The following is a 14,390-nucleotide window of genomic DNA, read 5'->3' as shown; positions in this document are numbered from 1 at the left end:
GATCTAGTCCTAGAGGTCCAGATCGTATCTAGTCCCTTGGATCTAGTCGTTCGATTTAGTCCTTGGCGTTGGCGGCTTCCACCGCCCTGCGCGTCAAAACGCCGATCAGATGCGCGCGGTATTCCGCACTGCCGTGCAGGTCACTGTTCAGCCCTTCGGGGCCAACCGCGATGCCGTCGAGCACCTTGTGGGAGAAGCGCTTCTTCAAGGCCTCCTCGAACGCGGTGGCGCGGAACACGCCGTCGGAGCCCGCACCAGTGACCGCCACGCGGACATCGGACGGACGCCGGGCCACGAACACACCGACCAACGCGTAACGCGAGGCCTGGTTGCGGAACTTGACATAGGCCGCCTTCTTCGGCAGCGGGAACATCACCTTGGTGATGATCTCGTCGGCCTCCAGCGCGGTCGAGAACAGGCCCTGGAAAAACTCCTCAGCCTTGAGGCGGCGCTTGTTGGTGACGATGGTCGCGCCCAGCGCCAGCACCGCGGCCGGATAGTCGGCGGTCGGATCGTTGTTGGCGAGCGAGCCGCCGATGGTGCCGCGATGGCGCACGGCGGGATCGCCGATCAGGCCCGCGAGCTCGGCCAGCGCCGGGATCGCCTCGCCAACAACAGCGGAGTTCGCGACCTCGGCGTGCTTGGCGGTGGCGCCGATCACCAGCGAGCGGCCCTTCATCTCGATCGTATCGAGACCTTCGATGTGGGAGAGGTCGACCAGATGCGGCGGGCTCGCGAGCCGCTGCTTCATCACCGGCACCAGCGTGTGACCGCCGGCAATCAGCTTGGCGTCCTCGTTCTTCACCAGCAGATTGGCGGCCTGCCGCACGGTGCCGGGACGATGATATTTGAATTCGTACATTGGAATGTCCTGATCGCTTGCCGCGACGAATTGCTGATTAGGCGAGATCCGATTTCGCCATCGCCTTGGCGCCGGCGGCGATCGAAGCGACGATGTTCTGGTAGCCGGTGCAGCGGCACAGATTGCCTTCCAGCTCCTCGCGGATCACCTCGTCGGAGAGATCGTGGCCCTTGCGATGCACCAGGTCGACGGCGGTCATGATCATGCCCGGCGTGCAGAAGCCGCATTGCAGGCCATGATGCTCGCGGAAGGCCTCCTGCATCGGATGCAGCGGCGCGCCGTCCGCCGCCAGCCCCTCGATGGTCTTGACCTCATGACCGTCGGCCATCACTGCAAGCGTCGTGCAGGACTTCACCGCCTTGCCGTCCAGATGCACGACGCAGGCGCCGCACTGCGAGGTGTCGCAGCCGACATGGGTACCGGTCAGGCGCAGGTTTTCGCGCAGAAACTGGACCAGAAGGGTACGGGGGTCGACATTGGCGTTAACGGGATTGCCGTTCACGATCATTGAAATCTTGGCCATCAGCACTCTCTTATCTGCCCCACCGCATATCGGCGAAGCAGGCGGTTTAAAATCATTCCAGACGGCATAATATGGGCGCGCCCCACGATGGGCAACCTTTCGAGCCACCCATCCAGGACATAGCGGGAAGACTTGGCGCCGAAAGACTCGGCCAGACCTCGATCATCCAGCCTGAAGACAAGACTAACCCTGCACCGCCTTGGCGAAATTTGCAAAAAATTCGTCGGCCAGCTTCTTGGCGGCGCCATTGATCAGGCGCTGGCCGAGTTGCGCGAGCTTGCCGCCGATCTGCGCCTCCACGTTGTAGCTCAAAAGCGTGCCGCCATCCTTGTCGGCGAGGCCCACGGTGGCGCCGCCCTTGGCGAAGCCGGCGACCCCGCCCTCGCCTTCGCCCGAGATCTTGTAGCCGTTGGGCGGATCGAGATCGCTCAATGTGACCTTGCCCTTGAAGCGAGCGGAGACCGGCCCGACCTTCATCTTGGCGGTGGCACGGAAGCCGCCCTCGTCGGTCTTCTCCAGCTCTTCGCAGCCGGGAATGCAGGCCTTCAACACGTCGGGATCGTTGAGCTTGTCCCACACAGCCTGGCGCGGCGCTGCAAGCTGGACTTCGCCGGTCATTGTCATGGCCATGGGGGGACCTCCTCGATCGCTAGAACCTTTTCCCCAAGTAAAGCAGCCGGGCCGCAAAGGAAAGGGCACCTTCGGAGGATGAGCGATGCATATTCGCAACCGCAGCAAGCCAATCCCGCCGTTCACGAATTCGCGCGATCCGCGCTGTCGAAAATGCAGGCAGCGACGGGCATTGGCAGCGGCGCCCGGGAGTGGTTAGGTCGCGCGCCATGAGTACAGCCCTTTCTCCCCTGCTTGCGCCGATGCTGTCGAGCGCCGCGATGCGCGCGGTGTGCGACGATTTAGCCACCCTGCAGAACATGCTGGATTTCGAGGCCGCGCTGGCCCGCGCTGAGGCGGCCTGCGGCGTGATTCCCGCGGCCAGCGCGGGACCGATCGCCGCGGCCTGCAAGGCCGAATCATTCGACCTCGCCGCGCTGGCTGATGCCGCGACGCGATCCGGCAATCTGGCGATCCCGCTGGTGAAGGCGCTGACCGCCGATGTCGCCAGGGCGGATGCCGAGGCCGCGCGTTACGTGCATTGGGGTGCGACCAGCCAGGACGTCATTGATACCGCGACCATGCTGTCGCTGCGCGCCGGCATCGATGCGCTGCTCGCCGACCTTGACCGCGCCATTGCGGGTTTTGCCGACCTTGCCCGCGCCCATCGCAACACCGCGATGGTGGCGCGGACCTGGTTGCAGCATGCGCTGCCGATGCCGTTGGGGCTGAAGCTCGCCGAATATGCCGCAGCTTTGGACCGCTCCCGCAAGCGCTTGCTGCGCCTGCGCCGCGAGACGCTGGCCCTGCAATTCGGCGGCGCCGCCGGCACGCTCGCCGCGCTGGGCGACAAGGGTCTCGCGGTTGCGGCAGCATTGGCGAAAGAGCTCGACTTGCCCCTGCCCGACGCGCCCTGGCACACCCACCGCGACCGCATCGCCGAGGCCGCCTCCGTGTTCGCGATCCTCGTCGGCAGCTGCGGCAAGATCGCGCGCGACGTCTCGCTGCTGATGCAGACCGATGTCGGCGAGGCCTTCGAGCCGGCGGGCGCCGGCCGCGGCGGCTCCTCCACCATGCCGCACAAGCGCAACCCGGTCGCCGCCGCGAGCGCGCTGGGCGCTGCGACCATGGCGCCGAACCTCGCCGCGACGATCTTCGCCGCGCAGGTGCAGGACCATGAGCGCAGCGCCGGACCGTGGCACGCGGAATGGCCGACCTTGCCGGGCTTGATGCTGGTGACCTCCGGCGCGCTTGCCGCGATCGTCGACCTCGCCGAAGGGCTCGAGGTCGACGCGGCGCGAATGCGAGTCAATCTCGATGCGACCCATGGGCTGATCATGGCGGAAGCCGTCACCTTTGCGCTCGCCGACAAGATCGGCAAGAGCGACGCTCACCATCTGGTCGAGGCCGCGAGCAAGAAAGCGGTGGCCGACAAGAAGCATTTGCGCGAGGTGCTGGCTGCGGATGCGAAGGTCACCGCGCATCTCGACGCCAAGCGAATAGCGGAAGTGTTCGAACCGATGGCCTATCAGGGTGCCTCGCAGGCGCTGATCGATCGCCTGCTGGCTTCACTTGACGATAAATAGCGACGATGTCGCTGCCGGAGTTGCCCCGGCACGCGCATGACGAGAGGGACAACGCAATGCCGATGATCAACGCCGACGGATGCCTGCTCAACGTCCAGGTGGACGGCCGCGACGGCGGACCGACCTTGATGCTGTCGAACTCGCTCGGCTGCACCTTGCAGATGTGGGAGCCGCAGATGCCGGCGCTGACGCAGATGTTCCGCGTCATCCGCTACGATCGCCGCGGTCACGGGAAGTCCGGCGTGCCGGCCGGGCCCTACTCCATGGAGCGGTTCGGCCGCGACGTGCTCGCGATCCTCGACGACCTCAACATCGGGAAAGTGCATTGGTGCGGCCTGTCGATGGGCGGCATGGTCGGGCAATGGTTAGGGGCCAACGCGCCCGAACGATTTGGCAAGATCATCCTTTCCAACACCGCCTGCTATTACCCCGATCCGACCAACTGGCTGAACCGCATCAAGGCGGTGAAGCAAGGCGGCATCGCCGCGGTCGCCGACACCGTGATCGCGGGCTGGCTGACCGCCGACTTCCGCGAGCGCGAGCCCGAGACTACGGCCCGCATGAAGGCGATGCTGATCGCCTCCCCCGTCGAGGGCTATCTCGCCTGCTGCGAGGCGCTGTCGACGCTCGACCAGCGCGCGCTGCTGCCCAGGATCAAGAGCCCGACGCTGGTGATCGCAGGCAAGCAGGACATGGCAACCCCGGTGTCGGCGGGTGAAATGATCCGCAGCGGCATTCCCGGCGCCAGCATGACGCTGCTCGATGCGGCGCATATTTCCAATATCGAGCAGTCGCACGCCTTCACCGAAGCCGTGGTCGGCTTCCTGACGCAACGCTAATGGCAACACCTGCGTAGCCCGGATGCAGCGAAGCGAAATCCGGGACAGATCGTTTCCGGCGAACGCTGAAACCCCGGATTGCGCCGCTCCATCCGGGCTACGGTTTCGAGAGGAGACATCCATGGACGACAATCAGCGCCGCGACGACGGCATGGCACAGCGCCGCAAGGTGCTGGGCAATGAATGGGTCGACAAGTCAATCACAAACCGCAACGCGTTCAATACCGACTTCCAGGACCTGATCACCCGCTATGCGTGGGGCGACATCTGGACCCGGCCGCATTTCGATCACCGCACCCGCCGCGTGCTTGTGATCGGCACCATGGTCGCGCTCGGCCAGTGGGACGAGTTCCGCCTGCATGTGCGCGCCGCCCTCAGCGAAGGCGACTTCACGCCCGACGACATCAAGGAGATCCTGCTGCAGCAGGCGATCTATTGCGGCGTGCCCGCCGCCAATCACGCCGTCAAGGAAGCCGGCGCGATCATTGCCGAACTAGGGCTGCTGAAGGGATAACTCGCCTGCCGGCGCGATTGCCTCGGCGGCAGGAGCTTCCGCCGCGCGCTTCGGCGAGGTCTCGAACAGCATCACGATCGCGGTGCCGAGCAGCATCAAAAGCTCTGACGCATGCATGCGCATCGCTTCGACCTCGCCGACCTTGGAGGCCATCATCATGCTGGCGAAGCTCAGCACGCTGCCGAGGCAGAGCGCGACCGCAAGCGCCTCGTCGCTACCGCTGCTCTTCTGGCGCAGCGGCGAGAACGCCGCCATCGCGAGGAAAACCGCGAAGAACGCCACCACCGTGATCCGCGCCAGCGCCAACAGCCATGCGAGCCGCACCGTCGCCATCTTGCCGAGGTGCAGATAGTCGCTGGCATAGAGCGCGATCGACACGCTCGGCCGCTCATAGAGGCCGTGGATCGGCGACACCATGATGCTGAAGGCGATGATGGTCCAGACCGGAATGAAATAGGCCGCGAGCAGCGCGCCGTTGAAGGAGCTGATCCGCCAAGTGTTCGACATTGCCGCTTCCCGTTTCTCTCCGGCGCCTTTCAGGTCGGCGACGGTTCAGCCTGCGAGGTAACGCCGATCAATTGCCGGCGGCAATTTAAACCCTTTGTTTACCTTAATCGGCTGGGGATTGTCCGCGGATGGCCGGCGCCGTGCCAAAACCGCGCAAAAAGAAAGGTCCCGCCTTCCGGCGAGACCCTTCTGGAACTGCTCATGCTAACATTTCCCTTGCTAGCGTCTCTTGCTCGACGTCTCCGGGTTAGCGCTCCCGATCGGGGGTCTGGCCCTGCCGGCCCGGATCCTGCTGCTGCTGGCCGGGCTTCTGCCCGCCACCCTGCTGCTGCTGGCCTGGCTTCTGACCAGGCTGCTGGCCTTGCTGGCCCGGCTTCTGGTTCTGATTGCTCATGCGAATACTCCTTCGCTTTCATCAGGCTGGGGACAACACACCCTCCGGAGCGCGGTTGCTCGGGGAACACCGGTTCCGGCGTGATCATTGCAGGGCAACGCCGTGTCGGCCCTGTGACATCGGAACCGCACCCGCCAAACTAGTTATGTACAAGCCGTTTCTGCTGCTGCCACGCTGTTGCCGCCGCCGGGGTTCCGCTGTTAGAAAATGACACGACGCGACGGATCAGGCTGCCGGGGGCCCTCGCCGCGTCACTCGGACGTCGCGTTTTCGAGCGAAGTGGGGACTAACGGCAGCGCATGGATTATTTCGCCCAGCAACTGATCAACGGCCTCGTGCTCGGCTCGATCTATGGCCTGATCGCCATCGGCTACACAATGGTCTACGGCATCGTCGGCATGATCAATTTCGCCCATGGCGACATCTTCATGATCGGCGGCTTCATCGCGCTGATCTCGTTCCTGGTGCTGGTGTCGCTCGGCCTCACCGCGATCCCCGTGATCCTCTTGATCGTGCTGCTGGTCTCGATGGCGATCACGGCGCTCTATGGCTGGACCATCGAGCGCATCGCCTACCGGCCGTTTGCGCCATTCGTTCCGCCTGGCGCCGATGCTGTCGGCGATCGGCATGTCGTTCGTGCTCACCAACTTCTCGCAGGTGTCGCAGGGCGCGCGGGTCAAGCCGGTGCCGCCGATCATCACCGGCGGCTACACGCTGCATGAAGGCTCGCAAGGCTTTGCCGTGCAGCTCTCCAACATCCAGATCATGGTCGTGCTCGCCACCATCGTGGTGCTGGCGCTGTTCACCTGGCTGGTCTCGCGCACAAGGCTCGGCCGCGACATGCGCGCCTGCGAGCAGGATCAGACCATGGCGGCGCTGCTCGGGGTGGACGTCGACCGCACCATCTCGATGACCTTCGTGATCGGTGCCGCGCTCGCCGCCGTCGCCGGCATGATGTACCTGCTATATTACGGCCTGGTCGATTTCTTCATGGGCTTCGTCGCCGGCATCAAGGCGTTCACGGCCGCGGTGCTCGGCGGCATCGGCTCGCTGCCGGGCGCCATGCTCGGCGGGCTCGCGATCGGCCTGATCGAGACGTTCTGGTCGGCCTATTTCTCGGTCGAGTACAAGGACGTCGCCGCGTTCTCGATCCTGATCGTGGTGCTGATCTTCATGCCGACCGGCCTGCTTGGCCGTCCCGAAGTCGAAAAAGTCTGACAGGCACTTCGTGAGCGCGACCTCAGCCCGCCCCTCGCACGCCGCGCAGCCCTCGGGCAGCGCCTTCATTCTCAAGAAAGCCCTGATCAGCGCTCTCGTCGCGCTGGTGCTGTTCTCGCTGATGATCGGCATCCGGACCGAGGCCGGACCGCAAGGCGGCCTGATCTACTGGACCCGGTTCGGCGATCTCGCCGCCCTCGTCGGCACCGTGTTCGGCGGCAGCATCATCGTCGAGCTGCTGCGGCAGTGGTGGGGGCCGGTCGACAAGGACAGCATCGTGCCCAAGCCGGTGCAATCGGCGATGGCGTTCGCCGGTCGCTGGCTGGCGCCGGCGCTCCTGGTGTTCACCTTCCTCGTGCCGGTCATCTTCTACAACCAGCGCTACATTCTCGATTTGTCGATCCTGGTCCTGACCTATGTGATGCTGGGCTGGGGGTTGAACGTCGTGGTCGGCCTCGCCGGCCTGCTCGACCTCGGCTATGTCGCGTTCTACGCGGTCGGCGCCTATTCCTACGCGCTGCTGGCGACCAATTTCGGATTGTCGTTCTGGGTCTGCCTGCCGCTGGCCGGCATCCTGGCGGCGTTCTGGGGCGTGCTGCTCGGCTTCCCGGTGCTGCGGCTGCGCGGCGATTATCTGGCGATCGTGACGCTCGCCTTCGGCGAGATCATCCGCCTGGTCATCATCAACTGGCAGAGCCTGACCGGCGGCCCCAACGGCGTCTCGGGGATTCCGCGTCCAACCCTGTTCGGCATTCCCCTGACGCCGGGCGATGACGGGCTCGCCGCCCGGCTCGGCATCGAATTCTCACCGACCCATCGCCTGGTGTTCCTGTTCTATCTGATCCTGGCCATGGCGCTGCTCACCAACTGGGTGACGATCCGGCTGCGGCGGCTGCCGATCGGCCGCGCCTGGGAGGCCCTGCGCGAGGACGAGGTCGCCTGCCGCGCGCTCGGCATCAACACCACGACCACCAAGCTGACGGCGTTCGCGACCGGTGCGATGTTCGGCGGCTTCGCCGGCGCCTTCTTCGCCACACGGCAGGGCTTCATCAGCCCGGAATCCTTCACCTTCCAGGAATCGGCGCTGGTGCTCGCGATCGTCGTGCTCGGCGGCATGGGCTCGCAACTCGGCGTCGCGCTGGCCGCACTGACCATGATCGGCGGCTTCGAGCTGTTCCGCGGCCTCGATCAGTACCGCATGCTGGTGTTCGGCATCGCCATGGTGCTGCTGATGATCTGGCGGCCGCGCGGGCTGATCGGCCATCGCGCGCCCACCGTGTATCTGGAACGCAACCAGGCGATCTCGTCCGACCTCGTCAAGGAGGGCCATGGATGAGCGGCGACCCCATCCTCAGCGTCGACCGCCTGATGATGCGCTTCGGCGGCATCGTCGCGGTCAACGAGCTCTCCTTCACCGCCGAGCGGCGCAAGATCACCGCGCTGATCGGGCCGAACGGCGCCGGCAAGACCACCGTCTTCAACTGCATCACCGGCTTCTACCGGCCGAGCGGCGGCGCGATCCGCCTGGCCCACGATGACGGCCGCAGCATCCAGCTCGAGCGGCTGAACGATTTCCGCATCTCCAAGCAGGCCAAGGTGGCGCGCACCTTCCAGAACATCCGGCTGTTTCCCGGCATGACCGCGCTGGAGAACCTCATGGTCGCCCAGCACAACGCGCTGTTGCGCGCCTCGGGGCTCACCGTGCTGGGGCTGCTCGGCCTGCCGTCGTGGCGCGAGGCCGAAAGGCGCGCGATCGATCTGGCGCGGTCCTGGCTCGACCGCGTCGGCCTGCTCGACCGCGCCGACGATGCCGCGGGCAATCTGCCCTATGGCGACCAGCGCAGGCTCGAGATCGCACGCGCGATGTGCACCGAGCCCGCCCTGCTCTGTCTCGACGAGCCGGCGGCTGGGCTGAACGCGCGCGAGAGCGGCGGGCTCAACGAGCTCCTGCTGTCGATCCGCAACGAACAGGGCACCTCGATCCTCCTGATCGAGCACGACATGTCGGTCGTGATGGAAATCTCCGATCACGTCGTGGTCATGGACTACGGCGTCAAGATCGCCGAAGGCACGCCGCAGACGGTGCGCGACGATCCCAAGGTGATCGCCGCCTATCTCGGCGCCGACGAGGAAGAGGCCATCGCCGTGATGGAGAGCGGCACGTGAGCGCGGCACAGGCAACCACTCCCCTGCTCGCGGTGCGCGGCGTGCGTGCGGCGTATGGCAAGATCGAGGCACTGAAGGGCGTCGATATCGAGATCAATCGAGGGGAGATTGTCGCCCTGATCGGCGCCAACGGCGCCGGCAAGTCGACGCTGATGATGACGATCTTCGGCCGGCCGCGCGCCCGCGCCGGCAGCATCGAATATGATGGCCACGACATCACCGGCGTGCCGACCCACGAGATCGCGCGGCTGCGCATCGCGCAATCGCCCGAGGGAAGGCGGATCTTTCCGCGCATGAGCGTCGCGGAGAACCTGCAGATGGGCGCCGATGCGACCGAATGCACGGAAGGCGAGCGCGGAGCCGGGCTGGAGCGGGTGTTCGCGCTGTTTCCGCGGCTGAAGGAACGCATCGCGCAGCGCGGCGGTACGCTGTCCGGCGGCGAGCAGCAGATGCTCGCGATCGGCCGCGCGCTGATGAGCCGGCCGCGCCTCTTGATGCTGGACGAACCGTCGCTCGGCCTGGCGCCGCTGATCGCGCGGCAGATCTTCGACGCCATCCGCACGTTGAACCGGCAGGACGGCCTCACCGTCCTGATCGTCGAGCAGAACGCCAACCACGCGCTGAAGCTCGCGCACCGCGGCTATGTCATGGTCAACGGCCTGATCACGCTAACCGGAACCGGCAACGAATTGCTGCAGCGCCCGGAAATCCGCGCCGCCTATCTGGAAGGCGGCCGCCATGGGTAGCCGTCACGGCTGGCTGCACGTTCCGTGCCGCTGCCGTTAGCAGGATGTCGCGTCGATTTGCCTGAAAATTGCCGGTGACTTCGCTGCGAAATCAGCCGAGAATGCCGACGGTTTTGGAGCCCGGCGTGCCGGGTCCTTCCGCAAGAGGCAACGACCACGAGGGACGTCTCATGAAATCACTGAAGCTGATCGGCCTGGCATTGGGCGCTTCGTTCGCATTGTCGGCGAGCGCGTTCGCGCAAGATATCACAATCGCAGTCGCGGGTCCGATGACGGGCTCCGAATCCGCTTTTGGCCGGCAGATGAAGAACGGCGCCGAGCAGGCCGTCGCCGACATCAACGCCGCCGGCGGCGTGCTCGGCAAGAAGCTCGCGCTGGAAGCCGATGACGACGCCTGCGATCCGAAGCAGGCGCGCTCGATCGCGGAAAAAATCGGCTCGTCGAAGATCCCGTTCGTCGCCGGCCATTTCTGCTCGTCGTCGTCGATCCCCGCCTCCGAGGCCTATGCCGACGCCAACGTGCTGCAGATCACCCCGGCCTCGACCAACCCGCTGTTCACCGAGCGCAAGCTCTGGAACGTGGCGCGCGTCTGCGGCCGTGACGACCAGCAGGGCCTGGTCGCCGCCGACTACATCATGAAGAACTACAAGGGCAAGAACGTCGCGATCCTGAACGACAAGACCACCTACGGCAAAGGCCTCGCCGACGAGACCAAGAAGGCACTGAACAAGGCCGGCTTCCAGGAGAAGATGTTCGAGTCCTACAATAAGGGCGACAAGGACTTCAATTCGATCGTCTCGCGCCTGAAGCGCGACAACATCGATCTGGTCTATGTCGGCGGCTACCATCAGGAAGCCGGCCTGATCCTGCGTCAGATGCGCGACCAGGGCCTGCAGACCGTGCTGATGGCGGGCGACGCCATGAACGACAAGGAGTTCGCTTCGATCACCGGCCCGGCCGCCGAAGGCACGCTGTTCACCTTCGGCCCCGATCCGCGCAACAAGCCGACCGCGAAGGCGATCGTCGAGAAGTTCAAGAGCAAGAACATCGACCCCGAAGGCTACACGCTCTACACCTACGCTGCGATGCAGGTGTGGACCCAGGCCGTCGCCAAGGCCGGCACCACCGACGCCAAGAAGGTGATGGACACCATCAAGGCCGGCGAGTGGGACACCGTGCTCGGCAAGATGGCCTTCGACGCCAAGGGCGACATCAAGGCGATCGACTATGTCGTCTACAAGTGGGACGCCAAGGGCAACTACACCGAGATCAACCCGAAGGGCTCCTAATAAGCCCTCCCGTCATTGCGAGGAGCGACAGCGACGAAGCAATCCATCTTTCCGCACGGCCACTGTGGATTGCTTCGCGGAGCCTGTCATCCGGCGGCGCTTCGCGCCGACCGGGTGGCTCGCAATGACGCTACAGGATAAGGCGCCCCGGTCCGCCGGGGCGTTTTGCTCTGGTACCGCGGCTGCTATACCGGATCGGTCGGACAGCAGGCGCATGGACGGAATCGTGAAAGACCTTCTCACCGATATTGCCGGCGTCAGCGTCGGCCACGCCGACGACGCGGTGATCGCCTCCGGCGTCACCGCCATCCTGTTCGAGCGGCCGGCGGTGGCCTCGATCGATGTCCGCGGCGGAGGGCCTGGCACCCGCGAGGACGCGCTGCTGTCGCCGCACAATGTCGTCGAGGCGATCGACGCCATCACGCTGTCCGGCGGCTCCGCGCTCGGGCTCGACGCTGCCGGCGGCGTGCAGGCATGGCTCGCCGAGCGCGGCCGCGGCTTTCGCATTCGCGATGCGGTGATCCCGATCGTGCCCGGCGCGATCTGCTTCGACCTGCTCAACGGCGGCAACAAGGCGTGGGGCCGCTTCCCGCCCTATCGCGACCTCGGCTACGCGGCGGCAAATGCGGCGGCCAATGACTTCGCGCTCGGCAGCGTCGGCGCCGGCATGGGCGCCACCACGGCCAATCTGAAGGGCGGCCTCGGCTCGGCGTCTGATGTGACCGACGACGGCATCAAGGTCGCGGCGCTCGCGGTGGTCAACGCGGTCGGCAGCGTCACGGTCGGCGGCGGTCCGTGGTTCTGGGCCGCACCGTTCGAGGTCGGTAGCGAGTTCGGCGGGCGCGGCCTGCCGCCGGCGTTCACGCCGGACATGCTGAAGCCGCGGCTGAAAGGCGGCGCGGATGCCAGCGCTGCCGAGAACACCACGCTGGTCGTGGTCGTGACCGACGCGCAACTGACAAAGCCGCAGGCGCGGCGGCTTGCGATGATCGCGCAGACCGGCATGGCGCGCGCGATCTATCCGGTGCACGCCCCGCTCGATGGCGATGTGGTGTTTGCCGCCGCGACCGGCGTCAGGCCGATCGATCCGCTGTTCGGGCTCACCAAGCTCGGGGCGATCGCGGCCAACACGGTGGCGCGCGCGATCGCCCGCGGCGTCCATTCAGCCACCGCGCTGCCCTTCCCCGACGCGCTGCCGAGCTGGCGGGATCGGTTCGGTTAGGCGAAGAGCTTGTACGATCGTCATTGCGGGCGAAGCGAAGCAATCCATCGCGCCGCTTGCCGAGACATGGATTGCTTCGTCGCTACGCTCCTCGCAATGACGAGTAGTAGCCGATACGTCCTAAGCGCTTACGGAAACCGACGACGAAGCCTGCGCGGAGATCGCCTGCGCTTGGCGCTGGATCAACTGCTCGATGAAATTATAGGACGATGTCGCGTTGCTGCCGGCCGAGGACGAAGACGAAGACGTGCCACTGGTGCTGGACGCCGAGGCCGGCGTCGTCATCGACACCTTGGAGCCGTCGGCATAGGTCGTGGTGGTGGTGGTCGAACCGTCGCTGTTGGTCACCGAGGTCGAGGTGGCGCCGTCCAGCGCCTGCATCAGGGGATCGGAGCCCGATCCGCCCGCACCGCTGCTGGAGCCGGATCCGTCGGTCGAGCCGCTCGCCATGTGATGATGATGGCCGCCGCCGTGGCCTTTCAACGCCTGCGACATCTCGTCGAGGCTGACGGTGCCGTCGCCATTGGTATCGAGCTTGGCGAACACGTCGTCGGCCTGCGCGGTGTTGGTGCCGCCGGCGCCGAGCGCGTTCTCGAATTCGGTCTTGGTGATCTGGCCGTTGCCGTCGGCGTCGATCTGCGAGAACAGGTCCTGCAGCGCGGCCGACCGGCTGGTCGGAGCGGTGCTGGTTGAAGCCGTGCCGGTCGAAGCCGACTGGCTCTGCGCATCGAGCAGCGCGCTCATCGTCAGCGGCGAAATCTGCGGTGTGCTCGAGCTCGATCCGGCGCTGCTGCTGCCGGTCGAGGTCGATGTCGTGGTCGAAAGATCGAACAGGCCGCTCGACTGGCTAGTCTGGCTGGAGCTGCCGGTCTGGGCCGTCGACTTCGACGACATCAGCGAGCTCAGCAGATCAATGGCCGACGACGCAGCGCCAATTGCAAATAACATGGCAATACTCCAACAGGGCCGCGCCTGGCGGCTCAAACGCTTGTCGGTGGCGCAGCAAGCCGCGTGCCATGGCAAAAACCCAATAAAACCAGGGATTGGCGCATCGGGAGCGGTTCCGCGTACCCGGCAAGAGCTGCCGCCGGCGGCAGAATTTTCCGGCCCCGCCGTCCGATCCGCTCGCATTGCCCGCCACGGCGGCGCATGTTAGGCGGGATCACCCGTCGCCCCCTGCTCGTCTTCCGGAACTGCTGACATGACTCAGTCATTCACCCCGCGTCCCCTCGTTATCGCTCCGTCGATCCTGGCGTCGGATTTCTCAAAGCTCGGCGAGGAGGTCCGCGCCGTCGACCAGGCCGGCGCCGACTGGATCCATCTCGACGTGATGGACGGACATTTTGTCCCCAACATCTCTTATGGCCCCGACGTCATCAAGGCGATGCGGCCGCACACCAAGAAGATCTTCGATGCCCATCTGATGATCTCGCCCTGCGATCCCTATCTGGAGGCGTTCGCCAAGGCGGGCTGCGACCACATCACCGTGCATGCCGAAGCCGGCCCGCATTTGCATCGCTCGCTGCAGGCGATCCGCGCGCTCGGCAAGAAGGCCGGCGTCTCGCTCAATCCGGCAACGCCGGCGAGCGCGATCGAATATGTGCTCGACCTGATCGACCTCGTGCTGGTCATGTCGGTCAATCCCGGCTTCGGCGGCCAGGCCTTCATCCGCTCGGCGATCGGCAAGGTCTCCGACGTCAGGGCGATGGTCGCGGGCCGTCCGATCGATATCGAGGTCGATGGCGGAGTTGCGCCCGACGTTGCCGGCCAGCTCGCCGCCGCCGGCGCCAATGCCTTTGTCGCCGGATCTGCCGTGTTCAAGGGCGGCACGGTCGAGGCCTACAAGACCAACATCGCGGCGATCCGCCATGCCGCGGCCGAGGCACGCGGCGAAGCGATCTAATGATCCGGCGCA

The 14,390-nt window shown here is 65.6% G+C and carries 15 protein-coding genes and 1 pseudogene; 10 read left to right on the top strand and 6 right to left on the bottom strand.

From position 1 onward, the window contains the following. Positions 1-55 precede the first annotated feature (55 nt). From ACVINW_RS26150 to ACVINW_RS26140, 3 genes are all read right to left on the bottom strand, one after another. On the bottom strand, positions 56-862 hold the full coding sequence (locus ACVINW_RS26150; protein ID WP_456753964.1) for an FAD binding domain-containing protein: 807 nt from the start codon (positions 860-862) through the stop codon (positions 56-58). Positions 863-899: 37 nt separating this feature from the next. Next, on the bottom strand, positions 900-1,385 hold the full coding sequence (locus ACVINW_RS26145) for a (2Fe-2S)-binding protein (RefSeq protein ID WP_021077804.1): 486 nt from the start codon (positions 1,383-1,385) through the stop codon (positions 900-902). A gap of 183 nt (positions 1,386-1,568) precedes the next feature. Next, on the bottom strand, positions 1,569-2,015 hold the full coding sequence (locus ACVINW_RS26140) for an SRPBCC family protein (protein ID WP_106327163.1): 447 nt from the start codon (positions 2,013-2,015) through the stop codon (positions 1,569-1,571). Positions 2,016-2,224: 209 nt separating this feature from the next. On the opposite strand from ACVINW_RS26140, the gene ACVINW_RS26135 reads away from it, so the two are divergent. From ACVINW_RS26135 to ACVINW_RS26125, 3 genes are all read left to right on the top strand, one after another. Then, the gene (locus ACVINW_RS26135; RefSeq protein WP_456753963.1) at positions 2,225-3,580 is read left to right on the top strand and encodes a 3-carboxy-cis,cis-muconate cycloisomerase; all 1,356 of its coding nucleotides are present in this window, start codon (positions 2,225-2,227) and stop codon (positions 3,578-3,580) included. A 56-nt stretch (positions 3,581-3,636) separates the two neighbouring features. Beyond that, entirely contained in the window at positions 3,637-4,419 is a 783-nt protein-coding gene (gene pcaD, locus ACVINW_RS26130; protein WP_456753962.1) for a 3-oxoadipate enol-lactonase, read from the top strand. Positions 4,420-4,540: 121 nt separating this feature from the next. After that, a complete protein-coding gene (locus ACVINW_RS26125; RefSeq protein WP_456753961.1) occupies positions 4,541-4,933 on the top strand; it encodes a carboxymuconolactone decarboxylase family protein in 393 nt (130 codons plus the stop codon). On the opposite strand, the gene ACVINW_RS26120 is transcribed toward ACVINW_RS26125, so the two are convergent. Both ACVINW_RS26120 and ACVINW_RS26115 read right to left on the bottom strand, forming a co-directional pair. Continuing rightward, positions 4,913-5,440 (bottom strand): hypothetical protein, encoded by a 528-nt coding sequence (locus ACVINW_RS26120; protein ID WP_456753960.1) that lies wholly within the window; start codon positions 5,438-5,440, stop codon positions 4,913-4,915. The genes ACVINW_RS26125 and ACVINW_RS26120 overlap by 21 nt on opposite strands. Before the next feature lie 247 nt (positions 5,441-5,687). After that, a complete protein-coding gene (locus tag ACVINW_RS26115) occupies positions 5,688-5,834 on the bottom strand; it encodes a hypothetical protein (RefSeq protein WP_456753959.1) in 147 nt (48 codons plus the stop codon). 299 nt (positions 5,835-6,133) lie between these two features. On the opposite strand from ACVINW_RS26115, the pseudogene ACVINW_RS26110 reads away from it, so the two are divergent. From ACVINW_RS26110 to ACVINW_RS26085, 6 genes and pseudogenes are all read left to right on the top strand, one after another. Then, a pseudogene (locus ACVINW_RS26110) lies at positions 6,134-7,052 on the top strand (ABC transporter permease subunit). 10 nt (positions 7,053-7,062) lie between these two features. After that, positions 7,063-8,388 (top strand): high-affinity branched-chain amino acid ABC transporter permease LivM, encoded by a 1,326-nt coding sequence (gene livM, locus ACVINW_RS26105; RefSeq protein ID WP_456753958.1) that lies wholly within the window; start codon positions 7,063-7,065, stop codon positions 8,386-8,388. After that, positions 8,385-9,218, top strand: coding sequence for an ABC transporter ATP-binding protein (locus ACVINW_RS26100; RefSeq protein WP_456753957.1), 834 nt, complete (start codon positions 8,385-8,387; stop codon positions 9,216-9,218). The genes livM and ACVINW_RS26100 overlap by 4 nt, the downstream gene beginning before the upstream one ends. After that, positions 9,215-9,964, top strand: coding sequence for an ABC transporter ATP-binding protein (locus tag ACVINW_RS26095; protein WP_456753956.1), 750 nt, complete (start codon positions 9,215-9,217; stop codon positions 9,962-9,964). The genes ACVINW_RS26100 and ACVINW_RS26095 overlap by 4 nt, the downstream gene beginning before the upstream one ends. A gap of 170 nt (positions 9,965-10,134) precedes the next feature. Then, positions 10,135-11,253, top strand: coding sequence for a branched-chain amino acid ABC transporter substrate-binding protein (locus ACVINW_RS26090; protein ID WP_163163300.1), 1,119 nt, complete (start codon positions 10,135-10,137; stop codon positions 11,251-11,253). Positions 11,254-11,479: 226 nt separating this feature from the next. After that, positions 11,480-12,475 carry a P1 family peptidase gene (locus ACVINW_RS26085; protein WP_456753955.1) on the top strand — a complete coding sequence of 332 codons (996 nt, stop codon included), beginning with the start codon at positions 11,480-11,482 and terminating at the stop codon, positions 12,473-12,475. A 120-nt stretch (positions 12,476-12,595) separates the two neighbouring features. Here ACVINW_RS26085 and ACVINW_RS26080 read toward each other — a convergent pair whose 3' ends face one another. Continuing rightward, complete coding sequence (locus ACVINW_RS26080; RefSeq protein WP_456753954.1) at positions 12,596-13,423, bottom strand: EF-hand domain-containing protein; 828 nt, start codon at positions 13,421-13,423, stop codon at positions 12,596-12,598. Positions 13,424-13,676: 253 nt separating this feature from the next. On the opposite strand from ACVINW_RS26080, the gene rpe reads away from it, so the two are divergent. Next, positions 13,677-14,378: a ribulose-phosphate 3-epimerase gene (rpe, locus tag ACVINW_RS26075; RefSeq protein WP_456753953.1), complete on the top strand. Its 702-nt coding sequence runs from the start codon at positions 13,677-13,679 to the stop codon at positions 14,376-14,378. The last annotated feature ends 12 nt before the right edge of the window (positions 14,379-14,390 follow it).

The organism is Bradyrhizobium sp. USDA 4461 (assembly GCF_054055655.1).
The sequence above is the reverse complement of the archived record's forward strand: the minus strand, read 5'-3'. Positions and strand labels throughout refer to the sequence as shown.